Origin of the sequence: Pseudomonas sp. W15Feb9B, from assembly GCF_000828175.1 — a bacterium.
Lineage (GTDB): Bacteria > Pseudomonadota > Gammaproteobacteria > Pseudomonadales > Pseudomonadaceae > Aquipseudomonas > Aquipseudomonas parakoreensis.
Map to the genome: position 1 here is coordinate 23,623 of NZ_JTKF01000013.1, position 24,581 is coordinate 48,203.

The 24,581-nt window shown below is 64.0% G+C and carries 10 protein-coding genes (1 of these 10 running past the window's edge); 6 read left to right on the forward strand and 4 right to left on the reverse strand.

From position 1 onward, the window contains the following. On the reverse strand, positions 1 to 10,644 hold the 5' portion of the coding sequence (locus OC71_RS08595) for a non-ribosomal peptide synthetase (RefSeq protein ID WP_041067201.1). 2,370 nt of this gene lie to the left of the window's left edge; 10,644 of the gene's 13,014 nt are visible here — the first part of the coding sequence; it begins with the start codon at positions 10,642 to 10,644; its stop codon lies off the left edge, out of view. 285 nt (positions 10,645 to 10,929) lie between these two features. Further along, a complete protein-coding gene (locus OC71_RS08600; protein ID WP_041067203.1) occupies positions 10,930 to 17,343 on the reverse strand; it encodes a non-ribosomal peptide synthetase in 6,414 nt (2,137 codons plus the stop codon). Positions 17,344 to 17,831: 488 nt separating this feature from the next. Between OC71_RS08600 and OC71_RS08605 the strand changes: the two genes are divergently transcribed. The 4 genes from OC71_RS08605 (at position 17,832) to OC71_RS08620 (ending at position 21,359) form a co-directional block, all read left to right on the forward strand. Continuing rightward, positions 17,832 to 18,626 (forward strand): helix-turn-helix transcriptional regulator, encoded by a 795-nt coding sequence (locus tag OC71_RS08605; RefSeq protein WP_041067206.1) that lies wholly within the window; start codon positions 17,832 to 17,834, stop codon positions 18,624 to 18,626. Between the two features lie 85 nt (positions 18,627 to 18,711). Next, positions 18,712 to 20,118 (forward strand): efflux transporter outer membrane subunit, encoded by a 1,407-nt coding sequence (locus OC71_RS08610; RefSeq protein WP_041067209.1) that lies wholly within the window; start codon positions 18,712 to 18,714, stop codon positions 20,116 to 20,118. A gap of 156 nt (positions 20,119 to 20,274) precedes the next feature. Continuing rightward, positions 20,275 to 20,880: an SCO family protein gene (locus OC71_RS08615; protein ID WP_041067212.1), complete on the forward strand. Its 606-nt coding sequence runs from the start codon at positions 20,275 to 20,277 to the stop codon at positions 20,878 to 20,880. After that, positions 20,880 to 21,359, forward strand: coding sequence for a copper chaperone PCu(A)C (locus tag OC71_RS08620; RefSeq protein ID WP_041067215.1), 480 nt, complete (start codon positions 20,880 to 20,882; stop codon positions 21,357 to 21,359). Before OC71_RS08615 ends, OC71_RS08620 begins: the two co-directional genes overlap by 1 nt. Positions 21,360 to 21,427: 68 nt before the next feature. On the opposite strand, the gene OC71_RS08625 is transcribed toward OC71_RS08620, so the two are convergent. Continuing rightward, positions 21,428 to 21,694 carry a hypothetical protein gene (locus OC71_RS08625; RefSeq protein ID WP_174377184.1) on the reverse strand — a complete coding sequence of 89 codons (267 nt, stop codon included), beginning with the start codon at positions 21,692 to 21,694 and terminating at the stop codon, positions 21,428 to 21,430. Beyond that, positions 21,687 to 22,568 carry a LysR family transcriptional regulator gene (locus OC71_RS08630; protein ID WP_041067218.1) on the reverse strand — a complete coding sequence of 294 codons (882 nt, stop codon included), beginning with the start codon at positions 22,566 to 22,568 and terminating at the stop codon, positions 21,687 to 21,689. The genes OC71_RS08625 and OC71_RS08630 overlap by 8 nt, the downstream gene beginning before the upstream one ends. 102 nt (positions 22,569 to 22,670) lie before the next feature. Between OC71_RS08630 and OC71_RS08635 the strand changes: the two genes are divergently transcribed. Continuing rightward, the gene (locus OC71_RS08635) at positions 22,671 to 23,732 is read left to right on the forward strand and encodes an alkene reductase (RefSeq protein ID WP_041067221.1); all 1,062 of its coding nucleotides are present in this window, start codon (positions 22,671 to 22,673) and stop codon (positions 23,730 to 23,732) included. A 10-nt stretch (positions 23,733 to 23,742) separates the two neighbouring features. Continuing rightward, the gene (locus OC71_RS08640) at positions 23,743 to 24,579 is read left to right on the forward strand and encodes a pirin family protein (protein ID WP_041067224.1); all 837 of its coding nucleotides are present in this window, start codon (positions 23,743 to 23,745) and stop codon (positions 24,577 to 24,579) included. Positions 24,580 to 24,581 lie beyond the last annotated feature (2 nt).

Consider the following 24,581-nt stretch of genomic DNA (forward strand, 5'->3'; position numbering starts at 1 on the left):
TGCCAGATGGAACAGGCTCGCGACGCTTACGCCCAGCTGCCGCGCCTGGCTGCGCAGGCGCCGCGCCAAGGCTTCGGGCACGCGCTGACGGACTTCTTCGATGTCATGGCCGTCACCGTGCACGTCCAGCAGACCGAACGGCAGCGTCGGCTCATCGATCTCGCCGAGCATCGCGCGGAAAAACGCTTCGTGTTCCTGCTCGCTGACGCCCAGCCGGGTCTGCGCCACGTAATTGCGATACGGCACGGCGGGTATCAGCGCTTCGCCGTGACCGAAAAGCAGCGCCTGCAGTTCCTGCTGCACCACTTCCAGCGCCGTGTGATCCATGGCGATGTGATGGAACAGCAGCATGGCGACCACTCGATCATTGGCCGGGTCTTGTGCATAGACCAGGCGAATCAACGGCGCCTGACTGAGGTCGATGCGGTAATGCCGCGCGTCGAAACGCTCATACAACTGCGCCAGAACATCACCGGCGGCCGGGTCGAGTGCGACTTCCTGCACCGGCAGTTGAGCCTCGCGCCAGACCACTTGCACCGGCGTCGCCAGCCCTTCCCAGACCACCCCGGTGCGCAGGATGTCATGGCGAGTCATGACCTGACGCAGCGCGGCGGCAAAGGCCTGCAGGCGTTCAAGGCTGTCGAATGCCAGGCGTGATTGCAGCAGGTACGGATCGCCCTGCGCGGCGCTCAAGTGGTGATAAAGAATGCCTTCCTGCAACGGCGCCAGCGGATAAATATCCTGCACATTGGCGGCACCGCCCGGCACCGTGGCCACGATACGCTCGATGCTGGCCTGATCCAGTTGCAGCAGGGTCAGCATGTCTGGAGTGATATGTGTGCAACCAAACGGAATCAGGTTGTCCGGCACCGCGACTTCGCGACCGCTGCCGACGGCGGCCGCCAGCGCGGCGAGGGTTGGCTGGCTGAACAGCACGCGCACGTCAGTGCTCAGGCCGAGCTGACGCATGCGCTCGATCAGGGTCACCGCCAGCAACGAATGGCCGCCCAGTTCGAAGAAGTTGTCGTGACGTCCGACCTGTTCGACCTGCAGCACCTCGGCCCAGACCTGCGCCAGCGCGGTTTCCACCGGCCCTTGCGGCGCTGCGTATTCGCGGCTGAGCCAGGCGTCCTGATCCGGTTCGGGCAAGGCCTTGCGGTCGAGTTTGCCGTTGGCGGTCAGGGGCAGCGTCTCAAGCCGCACGTAAGCTGCCGGCAGCAGTGCCTGCGGCAAACGCGTCTGCAGATGGCTGCGCAGATCCTCGATATCGACCGCTGTTCGAGCAGTGAACCAGGCAATCAACCGCGCCTCGCGCACCAGCACCACCGCGTCCTGCACCGCCGGATGGCTGGACAGCGCGGCTTCGATTTCACCCAGTTCCACCCGCACGCCGCGCAGTTTGACCTGATCGTCGTTACGCCCCAGGTACTCGATATTGCCGTCGGCCAGCCAGCGCGCGAGGTCACCGGTGCGGTACATGCGCGCCTGCGGTTCGTCACTGAACGGGTCTTCGAGGAAGCGTTCGGCGGTCAGCTCGGGACGGTTCAGATAACCACGGGCGACACCCGCGCCACCGACGTACAGCTCGCCCGCCACACCAACCGGCACCGGACGTTGCTGTTCATCGAGCAAGTAAACCCTGGCGTTGCTGATTGGCCGGCCGATGTGCAGCAGCGTGCCGGCGGCAACCGGCCCAGAGGTCGCGACCACCGTAGCCTCGGTCGGGCCGTAGTTGTTGATCACGGCAAAGGTCTGCTCACGCGGGAACTGGCGCAACTTGTCGCCCCCGATCAACAGCGTACGCAAGGTCGGATGCCCCAGCTCACGACTGAAGGCGTATTCGGCAATCGGCGTCGGCAGGAAGCTCACCTGCAACGGCTGCGCGCGCCACCAGTCGAGCAGGTCATCGAGGTGTTCGTTGCTGATCGACGGCGGCGGCAGGTGCAGGGTCGCGCCGACACACAGCGCCGGCCAGACCTCCCAGGCCATCGCGTCGAAACCGCAACCGGCGACGCTGGCGGTGTGGCTGCCGGCGCGCAGGTCGAACGCCTCACAGTGCCAGTGCACAAGGTTTTCCAGGGTTGCGTGTTCGACCATCACGCCTTTCGGCTGACCGGTCGAACCCGAGGTGTAGATCACGTAGGCCAGATGCGCCGGGGTCAGCGTCGGCAGTTGCGGATTGGTAGCCGGCAGGTGTTGCCAGAGGGCGTTGTCCAGATCGATCATCGGCACTCGACCCAGCAGCTCGCGGGTCGAGCCCTGCGCCAGCACCGCCACCGGATCGCTGTCCTGTAACAGGTAGGCGATGCGCTCCGCCGGGTACGCTGGGTCGATTGGCACGTAACCGGCGCCGGCCTTGAGAATCGCCAGCAGCGCCACCAGCATCTGCGGGCTGCGTTGCAGGCACACGGCAATCCGGTCGTCCGGCTGCACGCCGAGGCCCAGCAAGTGATGGGCCAGGCGATTGGCCTGCTGATTGAGTTGCGCATAGGTCAGTTGCTGCGCGCCCTGCACCACCGCCAATGCCTGCGGCTGCTGCTCGGCCTGCGCTTGCACTAACGCCTGAATCGTTGCACCGCGCGGATACGCCGCCGCAGTCGGATTGAAACCGACCAGCAAGCGCTCGTATTCCTCCACCGCAAGAATCGGCAAGCGGTTGAGCGGACGTTGCGGCGCCTGCTCCAGTGCGTGCAGCAGATGCTCCAGCGCGGTGTGCATGTAGCTGCAGATGCGTTGCGCGCCGATCTGCGCCAACGCCAGCACGGACAGGGAAAAGTCTGCGCCGAGATCGTCGACGCTGAGGGTCAGCGGATAGTTGCTGCGCTCTTCGCCGCCGAGCAATTGCACGCCTTCCCAGATGCCCTGACCGTCACGCGGCTGCGCCTCGGCGACGGTATGCCGGTAGTTGAGCAGTGCGCTGAACAGCGGCGCGCCGGACACCGCGCTGCAGCGCTGGGCCAGCGCCAGTGGCGCGTGTTCATGGGCCAGCAGCGCGGTCAGCCGTGCGTGGGTGGTCTTGACAGCCGACTGCACACCTTCGCTGACATCCACCCGCAGCGGCAAGGTGTTGATGAACACGCCCAGGGTGCGATCCGCGCCCTCGCCTCCCTGCATCCGCCCCAACAGCACCGTGCCGAACACCACGTCGCGGCGGTTGGCAAGCACGCCCAGCACCTGCGCCCAGGCCAGATGCATCAGGCTCGCCGGGCTGACACCCAACTGCCGCGCCTGTTCCCGCAGGCGCAGAGTCAACCCGGCATCGACGGCTTGCTGCGCCTCCTCGATGTCGCCTCCATCGCCTTGCACGTCGTGCAGACCAAACGGCAGGGTCGGTTCGTCGATATCGCCGAGCATGTCGCGGAAGAACGTTTCGTGCTCCTGCTCGCTGGCGCCCAGACGCGCCTGCGCCACGTAGTTGCGGTACGGCATCGGCGTGCCGAGGCGGTCGGCCTGATCGAACATGAAAGCACGCATTTCCTGGCCGACCACCTCCATGGCGGTGTGGTCGAGAATCAGGTGCTGGAACAATATGATCGCCACCACCCGTTGCTGCGCCGGGTCTTCGGCGTAGACGATGCGCATCAGCGGCGCCTGGCTCAGGTCGAGACGGTTGTGGCGGGCATCGAAGCGCGCGTGCAACTGTTCGAGGACGTCGCCCTGAGCCGGATCCAGCGGCACCGCTTGCACCACCAGCGGCGCCTCGCGCCACACCACCTGATGCGGACTCGGCAAGCCTTCCCAGACCACGCTGGTGCGCAGAATGTCGTGACGGGCGACGACCTGCTGCAAGGCTTGGCTGAAGGTGCGCAGACGCTCGACGCTGTCGAAGATCAGCCGCGATTGCAGCAGGTACGGATCGCCCTGTTCGGCGCTCAAGTGGTGATAAAGGATGCCTTCCTGCAACGGTGCCAGCGGATAGATGTCCTGCACATTGGCCGCGCCACCGGGCACGGTGGCGACGATGCGCTCGATGCTCGCCTGATCGAGCTCGGTCAGGCTGAGCAGGTCCGGGGTGATGTGCGTGCAACCCGGCGGAATGCGGTTGGCTGGCACCTCGATTTCGCGACCGCTGCCGACCGCGGCGGCCAATGCGGCCAGGGTCGGCTGATTGAACAACACGCGAACGTCGGCCGCGAGGTCGATCTGACGCATGCGTTCGATCAGGCTCACTGCCAACAGCGAATGCCCGCCCAGTTCGAAGAAGTTGTCGTGACGCCCGACCCGCTCGACGTTCAGCACGTCGATCCAGATCTGCGCCAGCGCGGTTTCCACCGCACCTTGTGGCGCTTCATATTCGCGGCTGAGCCACGCGCCGTGCTCCGGTTGCGGCAAGGCCTTGCGGTCGATCTTGCCGTTGGCGGTCAGCGGCAATGCGTCCAGCCGCACGTAAGCCGCCGGCAACAGCGCATCCGGCAAGCGCGCCTGTAAATGCGTGTGCAACAGTTGAATATCGACCGCCGTGCGCTCGGTGAACCACGCAATCAGCCGTCCATCGCGAACCAGCACCACCGCTTCCTGCAGCGCAGCGTGGCTGCCGAGCGCGGCTTCGATTTCACCGAGTTCGATACGCACGCCACGCAATTTGACCTGATCGTCGTTGCGCCCCAGATACTCAATGTTGCCGTCGGCCAGCCAGCGCGCCTGATCGCCGGTGCGGTACATGCGCGCCTGTGGCTCGTCGCTGAACGGATCGAAGAGGAACTGCGCAGCGCTAAGCTCCGGGCGATTCAGATAACCGCGCGCCACGCCCGCCCCGCCGACATACAACTCGCCCGCCACACCCACCGGCACCGGGCGCTGCTCGGCGTCCAGCACATAGACTTTGGCATTGGCGATCGGCCGACCGATATGCAGCGGCTGATTCAGTTCGACCGGCCCCGAGGTGGCGACCACCGTCGCTTCGGTCGGGCCATAGTTGTTGATCACCTCGAAGGTTTGCGCGCGACTGAACTGACGCAGGCGGTCGCCGCCGATCAGCAGCGTACGCAAGGTCGGGTGCTGCAATTGCCGGCTGAATGCGTATTCGGCCACCGGCGTCGGCAGGAAGCTGACCTGCAACGGCTGCGCGCACCACCAGTCGAGCAGTTCGTCGAGGTGCTCGTTGCGGATCGACGGCGGCGGCAGGTGCAAGGTCGCGCCGACACACAGTGCCGGCCAGACTTCCCAGGCCATCGCATCGAAACCGAAGCCGGCGACACTCGCGGTCTGGCTGCCGGCCTGCAAGTCGAAGGCTTCAGCGTGCCAGTGCACGAGGTTTTCCAGGGTCGCGTGCTCGACCATCACCCCTTTCGGTTGGCCGGTGGAGCCGGAGGTGTAGATCACGTAAGCCAGATGCTTCGGCGTCAATGCCGGCACCTGCGGATTGGCATCCGACAGGTGCTGCCAGAGGTCGCGGTCCAGATCGATGACCGGCACGCCACCGAGCAGATCGCGAGTCGATGCCTGCGCCACGACCGCCACCGGGGCGCAGTCCTGCAACAGGTAGGCGATGCGTTCCGGCGGATACGCCGGATCGACCGGCACATAACCGGCGCCGGCCTTGAGGATCGCCAGCAGCGCGACCAGCATGTCCGGGCTGCGCCGGGCACACAGGGCGACCCGGTCATCGGGCTGCACGCCAAGGCCGATCAGGTGATGCGCCAGACGATTGGCCCGCTGATTGAGTTCGCCATAGCTCACCTGCTGCGCACCTTGCACCGTCGCCAATGCCTCGGGGTGCGCGGCCGCCTGGGCCTCGACCAAATGCTGCACGGATTGCGCCGGCGGGTATTGGCGACCGGTGATGTTAAACCCGACCACGACCCGCTGGCGTTCACTCGGCGACAGCACCGAGATCTGCCGCAGCGGCGTGGCCGGATTGTGCTCCAGCGCCGTCAGCAGATTGTGCAACGCGGTCTGCAGGTAATCGCAGACCCGCGCGCCATCCACTTGCGGCACCGCTTGGACACTTAGACGGAAACCTGCGCCTAGGTCATCGACGCTGACCACCAGCGGATAGTTGCTGCGCTCGCGCGAGCTGAGAATCTCGATCCCGTCCCAAGTCACGCCTGCCGGTTCGGCCGCGCTGTGGCGATAGTTGAGCAAGCTGCTGAACAGCGGCAGCGACGCCGCCACACCGCTGCAACGCTGGGCCAGCGACAGCGAGGCCTGCTCATGCGCCAGCAGTTGCGCCAGACGTTCATGGGTAGCGCGCACGCCTTGCTGCACGTCGGTCGCGCCAACACTGACCCGCAACGGCAGGGTGTTGATGAACATGCCGAGTGCGCGATCGGCGCCCTCGCCACCCTGCATGCGCCCGAGCAGCACGGTGCCGAACACCACCTCTTCGCGCCCCGAAACCTGCGCCAGCACCTGGCCCCAGGCCTGGTGCACCAGACTGGCGGCGCTGATGCCGAGGCGGCGCGCCTGCTCGCGCAAGCGCTCGGCCACGCCGGCATCCAGCGCCTGCTCGCTGTCGACGATGCTGCTGCCATCGCCATGCACGTCCTGCACACCGAAGGCCACGGTCGGCTCGTCGATGTCGCCGAGCATGTCGCGGAAAAACGCTTCGTGCGCTTGGGTATCGGCCTGCTGTTGCGCCTGCGCCACGTAGTTGCGGTACTGCACCGGCATCGGCAAATCGGCGCCGCTCGGGTACAGGCTGTCGTTCATTTCCGCGAGCAGCACTTCCAGTGCGGTGTGGTCGAGGACGATGTGGTGCAGCAACAGGATGCCGACCCAGCGCTGTTGTTCACGGTCTTCGGTGTAGGCCAGACGCATCAGCGGCGCGCGGCGCAGGTCGAGGCGGTAGTGCCGTGGATCGAACCGCGCCTGCATCTGCTCCAGCACATCGCCTTCCAGCAGGTCGGCATCGACCCGTTCCAGCGCCAGCGGCGCTTCACGCCAGACCACTTGCACCGGCTCTTCAAGTCCTTCCCAGACCACGCTGGTGCGCAGAATGTCGTGGCGCTCGATCACCGCATTCAACGCACGGACGAAGGCCTTGATCTGCGCCAGACCGGCGAAGGCGAATTGCGCCTGCAACACGTAGGGGTCACCGGCGCTGGTCGCCAGATGGTGGTAGAGAATCCCCGCCTGCAACGGTGCCAGGCCGTAAATGTCCTGCACATTGCCGACGCCGCCAGGCACGCTGGCGACCACGCGGTCGATGGCGGCCTGATCCAGCGTGGCCAGCGGCAACATGTCCGGGGTGATCCGCGTGCAATCGGCAGCAATCAGATTGTCCGGCACCTGCCAGGCGTGACGGTGGCTCAAGGTCGCCGCCAGCGCCGCAACGCTCGGCTGGCCGAACAGCACGCGCACGTCGCACTGCAAGTCGTGCTGGCGCATGCGCTCGATCAGTTTCACCGCCAGCAGCGAATGGCCGCCGAGCTCGAAGAAATTGTCGTGTCGCCCGACCAGTTCAATCCCGAGCAAGGTCTGCCAGATGCCGGCGATCAGGGTTTCAACTTCCCCCACTGGGGCTTCGAAACCCCGACGGGCGAAGGCATCGCTGTCCGGTTGTGGCAAGGCTTTGCGATCAAGCTTGCCATTGGTGGTCAGTGGTATGGCGTCGAGGCGCACAAACGCGCTTGGCACCATGTAGTCGGCCAGCGATTGCAGCAACGCGTCGCGCAATTGCGCGGCGCTCGGTTCAGTGCCTGCGGCGGCCAGCCAGTAGGCGACCAGACGCTTGTCACCGGGGCTGTCTTCGCGAGCGATCACCAGCGCTTCGCGCACACCGGCGCAGGCTGCCAGGCGAGCTTCGATTTCACCGAGTTCGATGCGGAAACCACGGATCTTCACTTGATCGTCGTTGCGCCCGAGGTATTCGAGGCTGCCATCCGCTGACCAGCGCGCCAGGTCACCGGTCTTGTACAGTCGCGCCTCGGCACGGCCGCTGAACGGGTCGGCGATAAAGCGTTCAGCAGTCAGCGCGTCACGATTGAGATAACCCCGGGCAACCCCGGCGCCGCCGACGTACAACTCGCCGATCACGCCGGCCGGCACCGGCTCGCGCTGCGCGTCGAGCACGTACAGTTGCAGGTCGGGAATGCCCACACCGATCGGGCTGCGCCCGACCAGCAGCGCGTCCGCTGCCTCCAGTGGCCGATAGGTCACGTGCACCGTGGTTTCGGTGATGCCGTACATGTTCACCAGCCGCGTACCGGCATTGCCGACCCGCGCGTACCACGGTTTGAGCAGGCCCGGTTCCAGCGCTTCGCCGCCGAAGATCACTTCGCGCAACGAGTGCTGCAGCGGGCTGCGGCCCTGCGCGGTGATCAACTGGCGGAAGGCGCTCGGCGTTTGATTGAGCACGGTGACGCCAGTGCGGCACAGCAGCGCGTAGCAGTCGTCCGGTGAGCGGCTGACGGCCTGCGGCACCAGCAGCAACTGGCCGCCGAACGCCAGCGCGCCCCAGATTTCCCACACCGAGAAATCGAAGGCGAAGGAATGGAACAGCGCCCACACATCTTGCGGGTTGAAGTTGAACCAGTCGTGGGTCGCGGAAAACAGGCGCGTGACGTTGCGGTGTTCGACCATCACGCCTTTGGGCAGCCCAGTGGAGCCCGAGGTGTAGATCACGTAGGCGAGATGACTCGGACTCAGCTCGGGAATCTGCGGATTGCTGCTGAGTTCAGCCTGCAACTGCACGCTGTCCAGATCGATGCTCGGCACGTTGAGCGCGCCAACCCGGTCCAGCGTATCGGCCTGGGTCAGCACCGCCACCGGGGCGCTGTCCTGCAGGGTGTAGGCGATGCGCTCCAGCGGATACGCCGGGTCGATTGGCACATAACCGGCGCCCGCCTTGAGGATACCGAGCAGGCCGATGAGCATTTGCGGGCCGCGCTCGACACAGATCGCCACGCGCTGATCCGGGCGAATCCCCAGCGCCAGCAGGTGGTGCGCAAGCTGGTTGGCGCGGCGGTTGAGCTCGCCGTAGCTCAGCGTCTGCTCCTCGAACAGCAGCGCTGTGGCCTCCGGGCGTGCCGCCGCATGCGCTTCGAACTGCTGATGGATCAACGGCGTTTCCGGGAATTGCGGCAACGGCGAGTTGACCCCGTGCACCAAGAATTCGCGCTCGGCGGCCGGCAGGATATTCAGCTGATGCAGCGGCGCATCCGGGGTCGCTTGCAAGGCCTGCAGCAGACTGTGCAACGCGGTGTGCAGGTAAGCGGCAATGCGTTGCGCGCCCAGCGCCGTATCCGCCAGCGCAGTGATGCGCAAGTCTTCGCCGAGGTCGTCGATGTTGATCGTCAGCGGGTAGTTCGTGCGTTCGCGCGCGCCCAGCACTTGCACGCCGGGGGCCAGTTCGCTGACCTCGGCGATCTCTTCACTGCTGCTGTGGCGATAGTTGAGGATCGCGCTGAACAACGGCGTCGGCACCGCCACCGCACTGCAACGCTGGGCCAGGGCCAGCGAGGTCTGTTCATGGCCGAGCAACGCGGTCAGGCGTCGATGGGTGGCCAGCACCCCGGCACGCACGCCGTCCGCCCCGACATCCACCCGCAGCGGCAAGGTGTTGATGAACATCCCCAGCGCCTGTTCGCCGCCCTCGCCCGCCTCCATCCGCCCCAGCAACACGGTGCCGAACACCACGGCGGTGCGGCCCGACAACTGGCCGAGCACCCGCGCCAGCGCCAGGTGCATCAGGCTCGCCACACTGACGCCGAGCTGACGCGCCTGGCCGCGCAGTTGCCGGCTGAAATCGGTGTCGAGCATCAGCAAGGCTTCTTCGATGCCTTGGCCATCGCCCTGCACATCCTGCAGACCACAGGGCAAGGTCGGCTCGTCGATGTCGGCGAGCATCTCGCGGAAAAACGCTTCGTGAACCTGCTCGTCCAGACGCAGACGGGCTTTGGCCAGATGATCACGGTACGGCACCGGCGGCCCGACCCGCGCGGTCTGGCCGAGCAGGTGCGCGCGGGTTTCGCGGCGCACCACATCGAGCGCGACGTGATCCATGATCAGGTGATGGAACAACAACAGCGCGACCACGCGCCCATTGGCCGGATCCATGGCGTACACCAGACGCAGCAGCGGCGCCTGCCGGATGTCGAGGCGGAAGAACCGCGGGTCGTGGCGCTCCAGCAGTTGCGCCAGTACATCCGCGCCCGGGTCGAGGGCGATTTCCTCGCAGTGCAGACGAGCCTGCCGCTGCACCACTTGCAACGGTTCGTCCAGACGCTCCCAGACGAAGGAAGTGCGCAGAATGTCGTGGCGTTCGATCATCCACTGCAACGCTTCAGCGAAGGCCTCCAGCCGTTCGCGGCTGTCGAAGGCGAACCGTGCTTGTGACACGTAAGGATCGCCGGCGGGTGCCGACAGGTGCAGGTAGAGCATGCCTTCCTGCAGCGGCGCCAGCGGGTAAATGTCCTGCAGGTTGGCGGCACCGCCGGGCACATTGGCCACCAGCCGGTCGATGGTCGGCTGATCCAGCGTCACCAGCGGCAGCATGTCCGGGGTGATGCGAAACGCCGGGCTCAACCAGTCGCCACCGTGCTGCGCGACCAGTTCCAGCAGTTGCGCCTTGTGTTCGCTGAGGCTGTCCCACAACGCATCGTCCAGGGCGTCGTCGCTGCCCAGAATGACCAGGTCTTCATCTTCCTGTTGAAGGCGGATCGCATGGGTGGAAAGAACAGCCATCAGTTCGCTGAAATGCATGGGATAACCTGCTGTAAATACGAGAAAAAGGAGCGCGCAGCCGCGAGTCCGTGCCTGCTGCGCGCAGCCTGGAAAAACTAAAACATCGGGGCTTGCGGGGCTGACATGGGAAGCGGGGACAAGCCGGCCTCCCTGCGGCTGAGCAACCGCATACCTGTGGCGAGGGAGCTTGCTCCCGCTGGACTGCGTAGCAGGCCCCGATGGTTTGCATCAGGAGCCGGGGGACGCGTTGCGCCCCAGCGGGAGCAAGCTCCCTCGCCACAGGTTCGGTGTCAGACGCAGAGTTCAGAGCCGCCGTTTGCGGGTGAGGCTCGGGATGGTGGTTTGCGGGATCACCACTTGCTGCGCCTCGGGTGTGGTGCTCAGCGCCAGCGCCGCCAGGGTCGGCTGGCTGAACAGCGCCCGGGCGTCGGTGTGCAAACCGCTCTGGCGCATGCGCGCCACCAGACTCACCGCCAGCAACGAATGCCCACCGAGTTCAAAGAAGTTGTCGTGCCGTCCGACCTGTTCGACGCCAAGCACCTCGCCCCAGATCTGCGCCAGCGCGGTTTCGACTTCACCCTGTGGCGCCACGTATGGGCGATTGATGACTGCATCTGCCCCCGGCTCCGGCAGGGCTTTGCGGTCGATCTTGTCGTTCGGCGTCAGCGGCAAAGCGTCGAGCACTACGAACGCACCGGGCACCATGTACTCGGGCAAACGCTCCAGCACATGGCCGCGCAAGGTTTCCAACGATGGCGCGTCGATGCCGGCGCGCACGGTGTACCAGGCCACCAGACGCTCATCACGGACCATCACCACCGCCTCGCGAATTGCCGGATGCTCGATCAACCGCGCCTCGATTTCCCCCGGCTCCAGACGCAAGCCACGCAGCTTGATCTGGAAGTCGTTGCGACCAAGGAATTCCAGCTCGCCAGCGTGGTTGTAGCGCGCCAGATCCCCGGTGCGGTACAGCCGATCCCCCGGCACAAACGGGCTGTCGATGAAGCGCTCGGCCTGCATCTCCGGCAGCCCGTGATAACCGCGCGCCACACCGACGCCTCCGATATGCAACTCACCGCTGACGCCTTGCGGCACGGGTTGACCGTACCCATCGAGCACGTACAGCCGGGTATTGCTCAGTGCTGTGCCGATCGGCACCACGTTGTCCGGCACCGGCATGTCAGGTTCCAGCGTCCAGCCCGTGCTGTCCACGGTGGTTTCAGTCGGGCCATAAACGTTATGCAACCGCACCCACGGCAGGCGATCGCGCACCTGACGCGCCAGCGCGGCACTGAGTTCGCCGCCACCGTTAAGCACATCGGTCAGGCTGGTGCATTGCTCGACACCGTCCTGTTCAATGAACTGCTGCAACAGCGCCGGGACGAACTTGACCACCGTCACCTGCTGCTCACGAATGGTCTGCACCACATACGCCGAATCGCGGTTGCCGTCCGGTCGCGCCAATACCAGGCGCATGCCGGAACACAGCGGCCAGAAGATCTCCCACACCGAACTGTCGAAGCTGAACGGCGCTTTTTGCAGCAGCGCGCCGTGCTCGGTCGGCGGCGAAATCTGCGAACCCCAATGCACCATGTTGCAGGCACTGCGGTGCTCGATCATCACGCCCTTCGGCAGCCCGGTAGAACCCGAGGTGTAGATCATGTAAGCGAGGTTCGAAGCATTCAGACCCGGCAGTTGAGGGTTGTCTGACGGCTGCTGCTCCCAACTGCCGTGATCCAGATTGATCATCGTCACACCCGGCTCACCCAGCAATTGCCGTGTGGGGCCATGCACCAACAGTGCGACAGGCGCGCTGTCCTGCAACATGTAGTTCAGGCGCTCCAGCGGATAGTCCGGATCCAGCGGCACATAAGCGCCGCCGGCCTTGAGAATCCCCAGCAGACCGACCACCAGATCCAGCCCGCGCTCGACACAGATTGCCACCCGCGCATCCGGTTGCACACCGAGTTCGCGCAGGTGATGGGCCAGACGATTGGCGCGCTGATTGAGCTCGAGGTAAGTCAGGGTTCCCTGCGCGGATTGCAGCGCGATGGCGTCTGGCTTACGCCGCACCTTTGCTTCGAACAACACGTGCAACGGCTGATCCAGCGGACAATCGACCTCAGTGGCATTGAACGTGATCAGCACGCGTTGCAGCTCTTCGGCTTGCAGGATCGGCAAGCGGTTCAACGGCTGCTGCGGTGTCTGTTCCAGGGCCTGCAGCAAACCGTGCAACGCGGTTTGCATGTAGCCGCAAATCCGTTGCGCGCCAATCTGCGCCACGGCCCTGCCGGTGAGGCGCAAGCCGTTGCCGTAATCATCCACGCTCATGGTCAGCGGATAGTTGGTGCGCTCTTCGTTGGCCAGGGTTTCAATGCCTTGCCAGGCTTGCCGCGACGGCTCCAGCAGTTCGGTTTCGTCACTGTGCCGGTAGTTGAGCAGCGCGCTGAACAACGGCGACGGCGAAGCGACGCCACTGCAGCGCTGGGCCAGTGCCAGCGACGCGTGCTCATGCCCGAGCAGCGCGGTCAGTCGCGCGTGGGTGGCGCGCACGGCGTCCAGCACCCCGGCATCGACATCGATGCGCAACGGCAAACTGTTGATGAACACGCCCAAAGCGCGGTCAGCGCCCTCGCCGCCTTGCATGCGCCCCATCAGTACCGTGCCGAACACCACACGCTGCTGGCCGGACGTCGCCGCCAGCACCCGCGCCCACGCCAGATGGACCAGGCTCGCCACGCTGACCCCCGCCTGGCGCGCCTGGGTGCGCAAGCGTTGATAGACGTCAGCCGGCAGGGTCTGCTGCGCTTCGTCAATGCCGCGTCCGTCGCCCTGCACTTCCATCAGCCCGAATGGCAGGGTCGGCTCGTCTATGTCCGCCAGTTGCGCTCGGAAAAACGCCTCGTGTTCCTGCTCGCTGACGCCCAGCCGCGCCTGCGCCACGTAATTGCGATACGGCACTGGCGGCGCCAGCGCCACAGTGTGTCCGCACAGGCTGGCCTGCAGCTCGCCGCGCATCACTTCAAGGGCGATGTGGTCCATGGCCAGATGATGGAACAGCAGAATCCCCACCACTCGCTCCATAGCCGGATCACGGGCATACACCAGACGCAGCAACGGCGCCTGACTGACGTCGAGGCGATAACGCCGGGCGTTGAAACGCGCGTGCAACTGTTCAAGGACCGGCCCGTCACGCGGATCAAGCTCGACCTCCTGCAACGGCACAATCGCTTCACGCCACACCACTTGCACCGGGGTGGTCAGGCCTTCCCAGAGCACCGAAGTACGCAGAATGTCGTGGCGCGCCATGACCTCGCGCAGCGCCGCAGCAAAGGCCTCGACGCGCTCAAGACTGTCGAACGCCAGTTGCGACTGCAGCAGGTACGGATCGCCCTGCTCAGCGGTGATGTGGTGGTAGAGAATCCCCTCCTGCAACGGTGCCAGCGGGTAGATGTCCTGCACATTGGCGGCGCCCCCCGGAACGCTGGCGACGATCCGCTCGATGTCCATCTGCTGCAGTTGTACCAGCGGCAACATCGCCGGCGTGATGTGCGTGCAATCGGCGGCGATGCGGTTGGCCGGCACTTCGATTTCCCGACCGCTGCCGACCGAAGCGGCCAGTGCAGCGAGCGTCGGCTGGCTGAACAGCACGCGCACGTCGCTGCTCAGATCGAGCTGACGCATGCGTTCGATCAGCATCACCGCCAGCAACGAGTGCCCGCCCAGTTCGAAGAAGTGATCGTGACGCCCGACCCGCTCCACTTGCAGGACTTCGGCCCAGATCTGCGCCAGGGCGATTTCGACCTCGCCTTGCGGTGCCTCGTATTCGCGGCGGATCAAATCTCCTGCCTCGGGCGCGGGCAGCGCCTTGCGATCGACCTTGCCGTTGGCGGTCAGCGGCAGCGCCGGCAGACGCACGTAGGCGTTCGGCAGCATGGCGCTGCTCAGGCGGGTTTTCAGGTGTGCGTGCAGTTCATTGATGTTCAACGGCGCCCGCTCGGTGAACCACGCCAACAATTGTCCGTCGCGCACCAGCACCACCGCTTCGCGCACCGCTGGATGGCTGGTGAGTGCGCTCTCGATTTCCCCCGGTTCGATGCGCACGCCACGGATTTTCACCTGATCGTCATTGCGCCCCAGGTATTCCAGATTGCCATCGGCGCGCCAGCGTGCGAGATCGCCAGTGCGATACATGCGCGCCCCCGGTTCAGCGCTGAACGGATCGCGCAGGAAGCGCTCGGCGCTCAGGTCGGCGCGGTTCAAATAACCGCGAGCCACGCCGGCCCCGCCGATGTACAACTCGCCGCTCACGCCCAGCGGCACCGGTTGCTGCTGTTCATCCAGCAGATACACCGTGGCATTGCTCACCGGTTTGCCGATGTGCAGCGACTGCCCGGCGTCGATGCGACCCGAGGTCGCCACCACGGTGGCTTCGGTCGGCCCGTAGTTGTTGATCACTTCGAAGGATTGTTGACGCGGGAACTGGCGCAGGCGATCGCCACCGATCAGCAGCGTGCGCAACGTCGGGTGAGCGAGTTGGCGGCTGAACGCGTATTCGGCGATGGGGGTCGGCAAAAAGCTCACCTCCAGCGGCTGCGCACACCACCAGTCGAGCAGCGCATCGATGTCTTCGCCACCCTCGCTGACCGGCGCCAGGTGCAGGGTCGCGCCCACGCACAGCGCCGGCCAGACTTCCCAGGCCATCGCGTCGAAACCGAAGCCGGCCAGGCTTGAGGTATGGCTGCCGGCGCGCAGGTCGAAAACGTCAGCGTGCCAATCGACCAGATTGCACAGGGTGCGATGCTCGACCATCACCCCCTTGGGCAGGCCGGTGGAACCAGAGGTGTAAATCACATAAGCGAGGTTGGCCGGGGTCAGCCCCGGCATCTTCGGCGCGCCGACATGTTCGACGGGCCAGGTCGGCTGATCCAGCTCGATCACCGGCACCGACAGCGCCGGCAAATGCTCGCGCAGCACACGCTGGGTCAGCACCGCGATGGGCGCGCTGTCCTCCAGCAGATAGCTCAGGCGCTCGGCCGGATGCGCCGGATCCAGCGGAACATAAGCGGCGCCAGCCTTGAGAATCGCCAACAACCCGACCAGTGTGTCGAGCCCGCGACGGGCGATGATCGCCACCCGGTCATCCGGGCGCACACCGAGGTCGAGCAGATGATGAGCGAGCGCATTGGCACGTTGATTGAGTTCGATATAGCTCAGGCATTGCCCTTGAGCAATCGCCGCCAGTGCCTGCGGCCGCAGCATTGCCTGCGCTTCGATACGCTGCGCAAGGGGGGTCGGAGCCGGGTAGTCCACCCGCGTGGCATTCCACTGTTGCAGCAGCGCGGTTTCCTCGGGCGTGCTCAGGTCGAAATCCGCCACCGGCAGGTTCACCGCCTCCAGCCCCTGCTCCAGAATCAACAACCAGCGTTCCGCCAGGGCCTTGACTTGATCGGCGCTGAAATATGCCTCGCTGTAGATCAGGTACAGGCGCGCATCGTCGTTGGCAAGACTGCTCAGCAGGTGCACCGCCAGCGGCGTGGCCTCCTCGACGTTCGAGGCCTTGATGATCCGTCCCGATGCCTCGCCGTAGCGATAATCATGAGTGCCCTGTTCGTAGGAAACCGTGACCTCGAACAGCTGCGAGCGCTCTTCGCGCAGCAAACCCAGGGCGCGGTTCATTTCACTCACGGGGAAGCGCTGATGGCGGAAATCCTTGCGCAGCTCATCACGGATCGCGCGCACCAGTTCAGCGAAGGTAGATTCGCGACCGAAACCCATGCGCACCGCGCTGACCTGGGCGAACAGCCCGAGGGTGGATTTGAAGCGCGCACCCGAGCGGTTGAGAATCGGCAATCCAACTACCCATTCGTCACGCTGCGCGGTACGGCTGAAGTAAACATGCAGCGCCGCCAGCAACACATGGAACGCCGACGCGCCGAACGCTCGGGCCACCTGCTGCATGCGCTCATGCAGCAACGCCGGCAAGGGCTGCGCGTAGACCTGCGTCTGCGCGGTCTGACCGGCCAGACTCTGCTGATGCCGTGGCAGCAACAGCGGCTCGGGCAATTGTCGGTACTTGTCCAGCCAGTAGGCGCGATCCTGCGCATAACGCGGCGACGCTTGGTAGCGCGCATTGTCTTCGATGAAGTCGATGTACGACGGCGCCGCGACTGGTGCCGGTTGGCCGTGCGCCAGCGCGTTATAGATCTCGTCCAGCGACTTGAACATTTCGCCAAAGCTCCAGCCATCGAAGATCAAGTGATGAGCCTGCACGGCTAACCAATGTCGCTGGTCATCGAGGTGGATCAACTGAAAGCGGAACAGGCAGCCGCCGTCCAGCACGAAGGGTTGATCGATGCGCGCCTGAACCAATCGCCGCGCCGCCGATTCAGGCTCGCCGTGCGTCGACACATCGTGGATCGGCATCGGCACCGCGACTGACCGGGCAAACTGCTGCAGCGGCAAGCCTGTTGCACCGGCGCCGGGCAACAGCACCGTGCGCATTGCGTCATGCCGGGCCACCAGCGTTTCCAGCGCGGCCTGCATCCGGGCCGGCTCCAGCGGGCCACTGAGGTCCATGTAGCCGCCGATGTTGTACAGCGGCGAATCACCGCGACTCAGCTGATCCAGCCAGATATCCAGCTGCGCAGCGGTCAGCGGATACGTCTGGAGCGATGCGGACGGCGTGGCCACCGCAGGGGCGGAAATAGGCGGCATAAGATCCTTCTCAGGTGATTTTGCGCCTATTCAAGCATCGGCCCCGAGGCCGACATGACACCTGAAACCCGGACAACCTCGTCCCACGCGCCGGCCAGTCCGCGCTTGAACAGCCTTATTGGGTGGGAACACACTAAAAGTTCGGAGAGGAAATACTGAAATTCTTGTAGGAAAAATGCCACACGCTGACGCCGCCATCGACCAGCGCAGTCAGCATATGAAAAGGTAACTGCCCCGGTTTTCAAGCCTTTGCCGTGACCGAACAGTCACGCAAAGCGCGACCGCTGTACCAGGAACCGTCAGAAGGCCGGCGCCAATTTTCAGAAATGATGGCACTTTGTGTCCCTGTTTTCCCCTACAGACGTAGGACAAATCCATAGGCTTAAATCCCGCCCCAGATCAGTTTCAAGGAGAGACGATTGCGTGGGCGGCTTTTGCATCAACAGCGGACGACTCGGTGATGACTCGGAACCAGGGATGACAAGGATATGAATCTGACCGGCAGCATTCGCAACATGGAAAACCCGCACTTTTACTGGCAACTGGGGGAACTGATTGCCAGCACCGGCGATGATCATTTCGCCAATAACCTGTTCCAGTTGGTCGACACCCTGGTGCCGGTCAATCGCGTCGATCTCAGCGAGTGGACGCTGGACGAACGCCAGGCCAGCGTGGTCGAGATCAAGGCGCTGGGCAGCGCTGGCCTGCCGCAGACCTTTCCGCCGCCAGACCCGTTGACGAGTCCGGACGATCATCCGCTATTGCAGAAGATGATCGAGATGAATGATTCCCTGCTGATTCAACTCAAAGCCTCACTCCAGCCCCGCCATCCGCAGCACAGCGTGCACCAGTGCAATCTGGTGTCGCGCACCTCCAACCGCCGTTGTGTCATCTCGTTCTACCGACCGCATACGCAACGGGTGTTTTCCCTGCCGGAGCTGTCGTTTCTCAAAAGCCTGTCCGACACCCTGTTGCCGCTGATTGAACGGCACGCGCAACTCAGTCGACAGATCGTCGCCAAACAACCGCGCCTGCCCCTGGCCGATCTGGAGCAGGCGCCGTTGCAGCAGGTGTTCGACGAGCGCCTGGCGCTGGGCGCCATTGTCCTCTCGGCCCGGGAAAAGGAAGTCTGCCTCGGGCTGCTGACCGGCGGCACTGTGCCGCAACTGGCCGAGCAGCTGCGGGTCAAGAGCAGTTCGGTCGAGACCTACCTCAAGCGTGCCACCGCCAAACTGGGCGTCAGCGGACGGCATGGCCTGGCGCGCTGGATGGCGGGGGCGTAACGGCGAAGTCAGGCTTCAACGGTGTTCGCGAGGGTGTATGGAGACTGAGTCCCCGGCACGTATTTTTTCTGCATGAGAGCGTTCGATGTTGCGCATGTCCCTGCTGTCCCTCGCCGTCCTGTTGGCCGGTTGTTCGTTGATTCCCGAGTACCAGCGTCCGGCCTCACCGAGCGCGGCGCAGTACCCGCAAGGCGCGATTTACCCGACACAGACAACCGCCGCAGCGCGCTCTGAAGACTGGCGCACGCTGTTCAACGACCCGGCGCTGCAACAGCTGATTGAAAGCGCACTGCTGAACAATCGCGACCTGCGCGTGGCGGCGCTGAACGTCGAGGCGTTCCAGGCGCAGTACCGGATCCAGCGCGCCGATCTGCTGCCGGCAGTGTCGGCCAATGCCAGCGAGTCGCGCCAACGCCTGCCGCCCAGCGTGACCCGCAGCAAAGCCATGATCAATTCGACCTATGCGGCGAATCTCGGCGTCAGTGCCTATGAGCTGGATTTTTTCGGCCGGGTGCGCAGCCTCAGCGAGCAGGCGCTGCAAACCTGGCTGGCGACCGAGCAGGCGCGGCGCAGTGCCGAGCTGAGTCTGGTGGCCAACGTCGCCAATGCCTACCTGACCTGGCGCGCCGATCAGGAGTTGCTCGAACTGACGCGCCAGACCCTCGCCGCCGATGAACAGAGCCTGCGCCTGACCACGCGCAACCGTGACGCCGGCAAGTCTTCGGCGCTGGAACAGGCGCAGGCCAAGACCAGCGTCGACAGTTCGCGAGCCAATCTGGCGCGCTACAAACGCCAGGTGGCGCAGGATCTCAACAGCCTGACGCTGTTGGTCGGCGCGCCAGTCCCCGAGCAACTGCCGGCGCAACCACTGGCCAGCGATCTGATCCGGCAACTGCCGGCGGGGTTGCCGTCGGATCTGCTGCAACGGCGCCCGGACATTCTCCAGGCCGAGTACCAACTGAAGGCGGCCAACGCCAATATCGGCGCGGCGCGCGCGGCGTTTTTCCCCAGTGTCAGCCTGACCGCCAGTGCCGGCACCTCCAGCCGCGATCTGTCCGGGCTGTTCAGCGCCGGCTCCGGCGCCTGGACGTTCCAGCCGCAAATCAACCTGCCGATTTTCAACGCCGGCAGCCTGCGCGCGAGCCTGGATTATTCGAAATTGCAGAAAGACGTCGCAGTCGCCGAATACGAGAAATCGATTCAGACCGCATTTCAGGAAGTCGCCAATGGCCTGGCGGCGCGCAGCACTTATCAGCAGCAATTGCAGGCGCAACGCGATCTGGTGCAGGCCACTCAGGACTACTACAACCTGGCGCAGCATCGGTATCAGAATGGCGTCGACAGCAGCCTGACGTTTCTCGATGCACAGCGTTCGCTGTTCAGTTCACAGCAGGGGCTGATCACCGATCGGCTCGCGCAACTGGTCGCCGAGGTCAACCTGTACATCGTGCTGGGCGGCGGCTGGCGGGCCGATGAGGCGAGTTTTAATTAGCCCCCCGTCACTTTTTCTTACACCTTTTGTCGCCCGATCCTGCGCCACGCAGCGATCCGTGGCCGGCGTCTGCCGTCAGTTTGGTATCATGCGCCGCTTTTACGGTTAACCCCCCGCCAGTCCTGCCGACTGACGGGCTGCAAAAGGCGGTATTAGATGACGGCTTTGTTGACTCGCCGCAAGGTGCTTGCGGGAATGGGCGTGCTGGGCCTGGGCCTGCTCGCCGGCTGCGACACCCGTGGCCAACTGTCGTACAAGTACGGCAAGGACCTGAGCGACAAGATCCTCGGGCGCACCTTCAAGCTGAAGAACACCGACGGCGAAACCATGACGCTGTCGAGCTTTCGCGGCATGATGCCGATGATCTTCTTCGGCTTCACCCAATGCCCGGCCGTGTGCCCGACCACCCTCGCCCGCGCCGCGCAAATCAAGAAACTGATGGGCAAGGACGGCGACCGTCTGCAGGTGATCTTCATCACCCTCGACCCGGAACGCGACACTCCGCAGATCCTCGACAGCTACGTCAAAGCCTTCGACCCGAGCTTCGTCGCGCTGTACGGCACCGTCGAGGAAACCAAGGCCACGGCCAAGGAATTCGACGTGTTCTACGAGAAGGTCCCGGCGGGCGATACCTACACGATCTCCCACACGTCCACCAGTTACGTCTACGACTCGCGCGGCCAGTTGCGCCTGGGTCTGTCTGTATCGCTTTCGGCACAAGAGTGCACGGAAGATTTGCTCACCGTTATGGAGGTCTGCTGATGCACCCCGTTTTGAACAACATCAAACGCGCCGTTTTCGCCCTGTCCCTGCTGGGCCTGGCGTTTCAGGCCAGCGCTCAGACCAAGGTCGACGACGCCTGGGTGCGTGCGACCGTGCCGACCCAATCGGCCAGCGGCGCGTTCATGACCGTCACCGCCGACAGCGACAGCAAACTGCTGAGCGTGGCCTCGCCAGTGGCCAAAGATGTACAGATCCACGAAATGACCATGAAGAACGACGTGATGAGCATGGGCCCGGTCAAATCGGTCGACCTGCCGGCCGGCAAAGCGGTCAGCCTCGACCCGAACGGCTACCACGTGATGCTGATGGGCCTGACCGCTCAGCTCAAGGAAGGCGAAAGCGTGCCGCTGACCCTGACCGTGGAAAACGCCAAGGGCGAGAAGGAAACCGTCGAAGTCAAAGCCGAAGTCCGTGCGCTGACGCACATGGAAGGTCACGATCACAGCAAGATGCATTGATCTGACTGCGCGGCAATAAAAAGGGGCGGCCTGATTGATGATCAGGTCGCCCCTTTTTATTGCGCAAGTCAGCCGCGTTTGCGAGCCAGTGCGTTGCGCACACTTTCTCTCGACATCCCCGAGCGCGGTGCCGCCGCAGTTTTCTCCACGGGCGCCGCAGCCAACTGCTGCTTGCGCTTCAACACCTGACTCCAGCGATAACCGAGATAACCGGCCGCCGCAAAGAACCCCAGCCAACCAGTGATCAGGTTGACCACTGTCCACAGCCCAAGGGTGATCAGTACGGTTTTCCAGGTGAACAGCTTCAGGTTGGCGCCGACAACATCCTCAGGCATCCACCAGCCGCTCACGCAAAAACTCGATGAAACGCTGGGTCTTGGCCGGCAACAAGCGGGTTTCCGTCAGTGCGTATACCGCAATTGAACTGGACTGCCACTTTGGCAACACCCGGCATAACGCGCCGCTGGCCAGATCTTCGGCGGCAATGCCTTCGGCCAACACGGCGATTCCCTGATCAAGCATGGCCAGGCGCCTGAGCATGCCGACACTGTTGAGCTGAAAGCGTCCGGCGATTTCGACTTCAATCGTCTCTCCGGCCGTAGACAGGATCCAGTTGTCCGGCCTTGGCGTGCGCAAACGCAAGCACTCGTGCTTCACCAGATCACTCGGTTGCCGCGGCGTACCAAAACGCTGCAGATACCCCGGTGATGCATACAACCCGCGTCGTAACGTGGTGAGCTTGCGGGCGATCAGATTGGACGTCGCCGGCTCACCCATGCGGATCACGACATCCACCGGCTCGCTGACCAGATCCACCTGGCGTGGCGTAAGGTCGAAATCGAAGCTGATGCCCGGGTAATTCCCGGCAAATTCGGCGATCAGCGGTGCCAGATAAACGTTAGCGAAATCCACCGGCATCGACACGCGCAACAGTCCACTGGGCTGCGCCAGCATTTCACCCAGTTGCTCGTGCGCCAGGCGCGCCTCCTCGACGATCCGCTTGCAGCGGTCAAAGTACAGCTGCCCGGCTTCAGTCAGTTCAAGCTTGCGCGTGGTGCGATGTAGCAAACGCAGGCCAATGGCCTTTTCAAGGCCGCTGATGCGCCGCGATAGAGTCGAATTGGGCATGCCCAGTGCCTCGGCCGCGCGACGAAAGCTGCGCACCTTCACTACCTCCACAAACAGCGCCATATCGTTCAAAAGCTCCACGGAAATTGCTCCATGAGTGGAATAGTCATTTCATCTTTAGCGGATTTATCCCGAAAACGGATTGATCAATGATAGCCACATCAATTACCGAGGAGCAGCAAAATGAGTTCGCTATTCACGCCCGTCCAGATGGGTCGCGTTGTACTTGAGAACCGTCTGGTGATGGCGCCGATGACTCGATCCCGTGCCGATGACGACGGCGTACCCAGTGATCTGGTCGCCACTTATTACACGCAGCGCGCCGGCGCCGGCCTGATCATCAGTGAAGGCGTGTATCCCGAGGCGACGGGAAAAGGCTACGTGCGTACTCCCGGGATCGAGACCGACGAACAGGTCAGCGCCTGGAAACAGGTCACCGACGCGGTGCATGCTCAAGGCGGCCGAATTTTCATGCAATTGATGCACAGTGGACGAATCTCCCATCCGTCGCTGCAACCCCGCGGCGCCCTGCCCCTGGCACCGTCGGCGATCAAACCGGCTGGTCAGACCTGGACCTCGAATGGCCTGCAAGACTTCGTCACGCCGCATGCACTGAGCGTGGTCGAAATTGCCGCAGTGGTTGAAGGCTACCGTCAGGCAGCTCGCCGGGCGATTGAGGCCGGTTTCGATGGTGTTGAAGTGCATGGGGCCTCCGGGTATCTGCCAGAGCAGTTTCTCTCCTCTGGCAGCAACCAGCGCAGCGATGAATATGGCGGCTCGGTGGAAAACCGCGCGCGGTTCCTCCTCGAAGTGCTGGCGGCAGTTGCCACGGAAATTGGCAGTGATCGCGTGGGCTTGAAAATCTCCCCCGAGATGAATTTCAACGACATCATCGATGCCGACCCACAAGCAACGTACACCTATCTGGTCGAGCACCTGCACAGTCTCGACCTTGCTTATTTGCACGTCGCCTTGTTTGGCGCCAAGACCGACTATCACGCGTTGCTGCGGCCACTCTTCGATGGTCGCTACTTGATCGGTGGAGGACTCGATCAAGCCGCCGCCCAGGCGTTGATCGAAAACGCACAAGCGGATGCTGTGGTGTTCGGCAGTGCGTTCCTTGCCAACCCGGATCTGCCCGAGCGTCTGCGTCTCGGTGCCGAACTCAATGCACCGGACAAAGATACGTTCTACACCCCGGGCGCCAAGGGCTATATCGACTATCCGACATTGAGCCAAGTGTAAGGAGTCTGCCATGTCCGCCCGCGCCTCCTTGAAGTCCATGCGTCACGGCAGCCATTTCCGTGCCTTTTCTCTGCACGGCGGGCAGCCGGGTGTCAGCATCGACCCGTTTCTTGCCGTAGACCATGCGTGGATCAGCGGGCCGACGTTTGCGCCCCACCCACACGCTGGGTTCAGCGCGGTGTCGTATCTGTTTGCCGACTCGCAAACCGCAATCGACAACCGTGATTCGCTGGGCAACCGCAACTTGATTCGACCGGGCGGCCTGCACTGGACAGCCGCCGGCAAAGGCATCGTTCACGAAGAGGTCCCGAACGAAAGCGGCAAGACCGTACACATGCTGCAAATTTTCATCAATTTGCCGCTCGCATTTCAGGAGGCTGCGCCTTTTGCCCTCAGTCTTGCCCCTGAAGACGTGCCGGTCTTGCGTTTGCCGGGGGCCGAAATCCGGGTGCCACTGGGTGCCTTTCTCGACACCCGCTCGCCGCTGGATCTGCCGACCGACGTAAGCCTGCTCGATATCAGCATCAAGCCGAGGCACGAAGTGCGGATTCCCGTTGCCAGCGGCGAGTCGGCGTTCGTCATGCCAATCGACGGCGACATCTGGATCGACGACCAGCGTTTCACCATCGACAACGCGCAGGTACCCGTGAGCCTGGCCATCGGCGAAGCGCACAGCATCACCCTGCGGGCTACAGATGCGCCCGCCCACGCCGTGGTGTTTCGTGGTGTGCCATTGCATCAACCGGTGTATTGGCAGGGGCCGCTGGCACTTGCCTCGTCAGACGCGCTGAGCCGGGCGGTTGCGGCCTATCAGCGCGGTGAGTTCGGAACTCTGCAACCCCGTTGAAC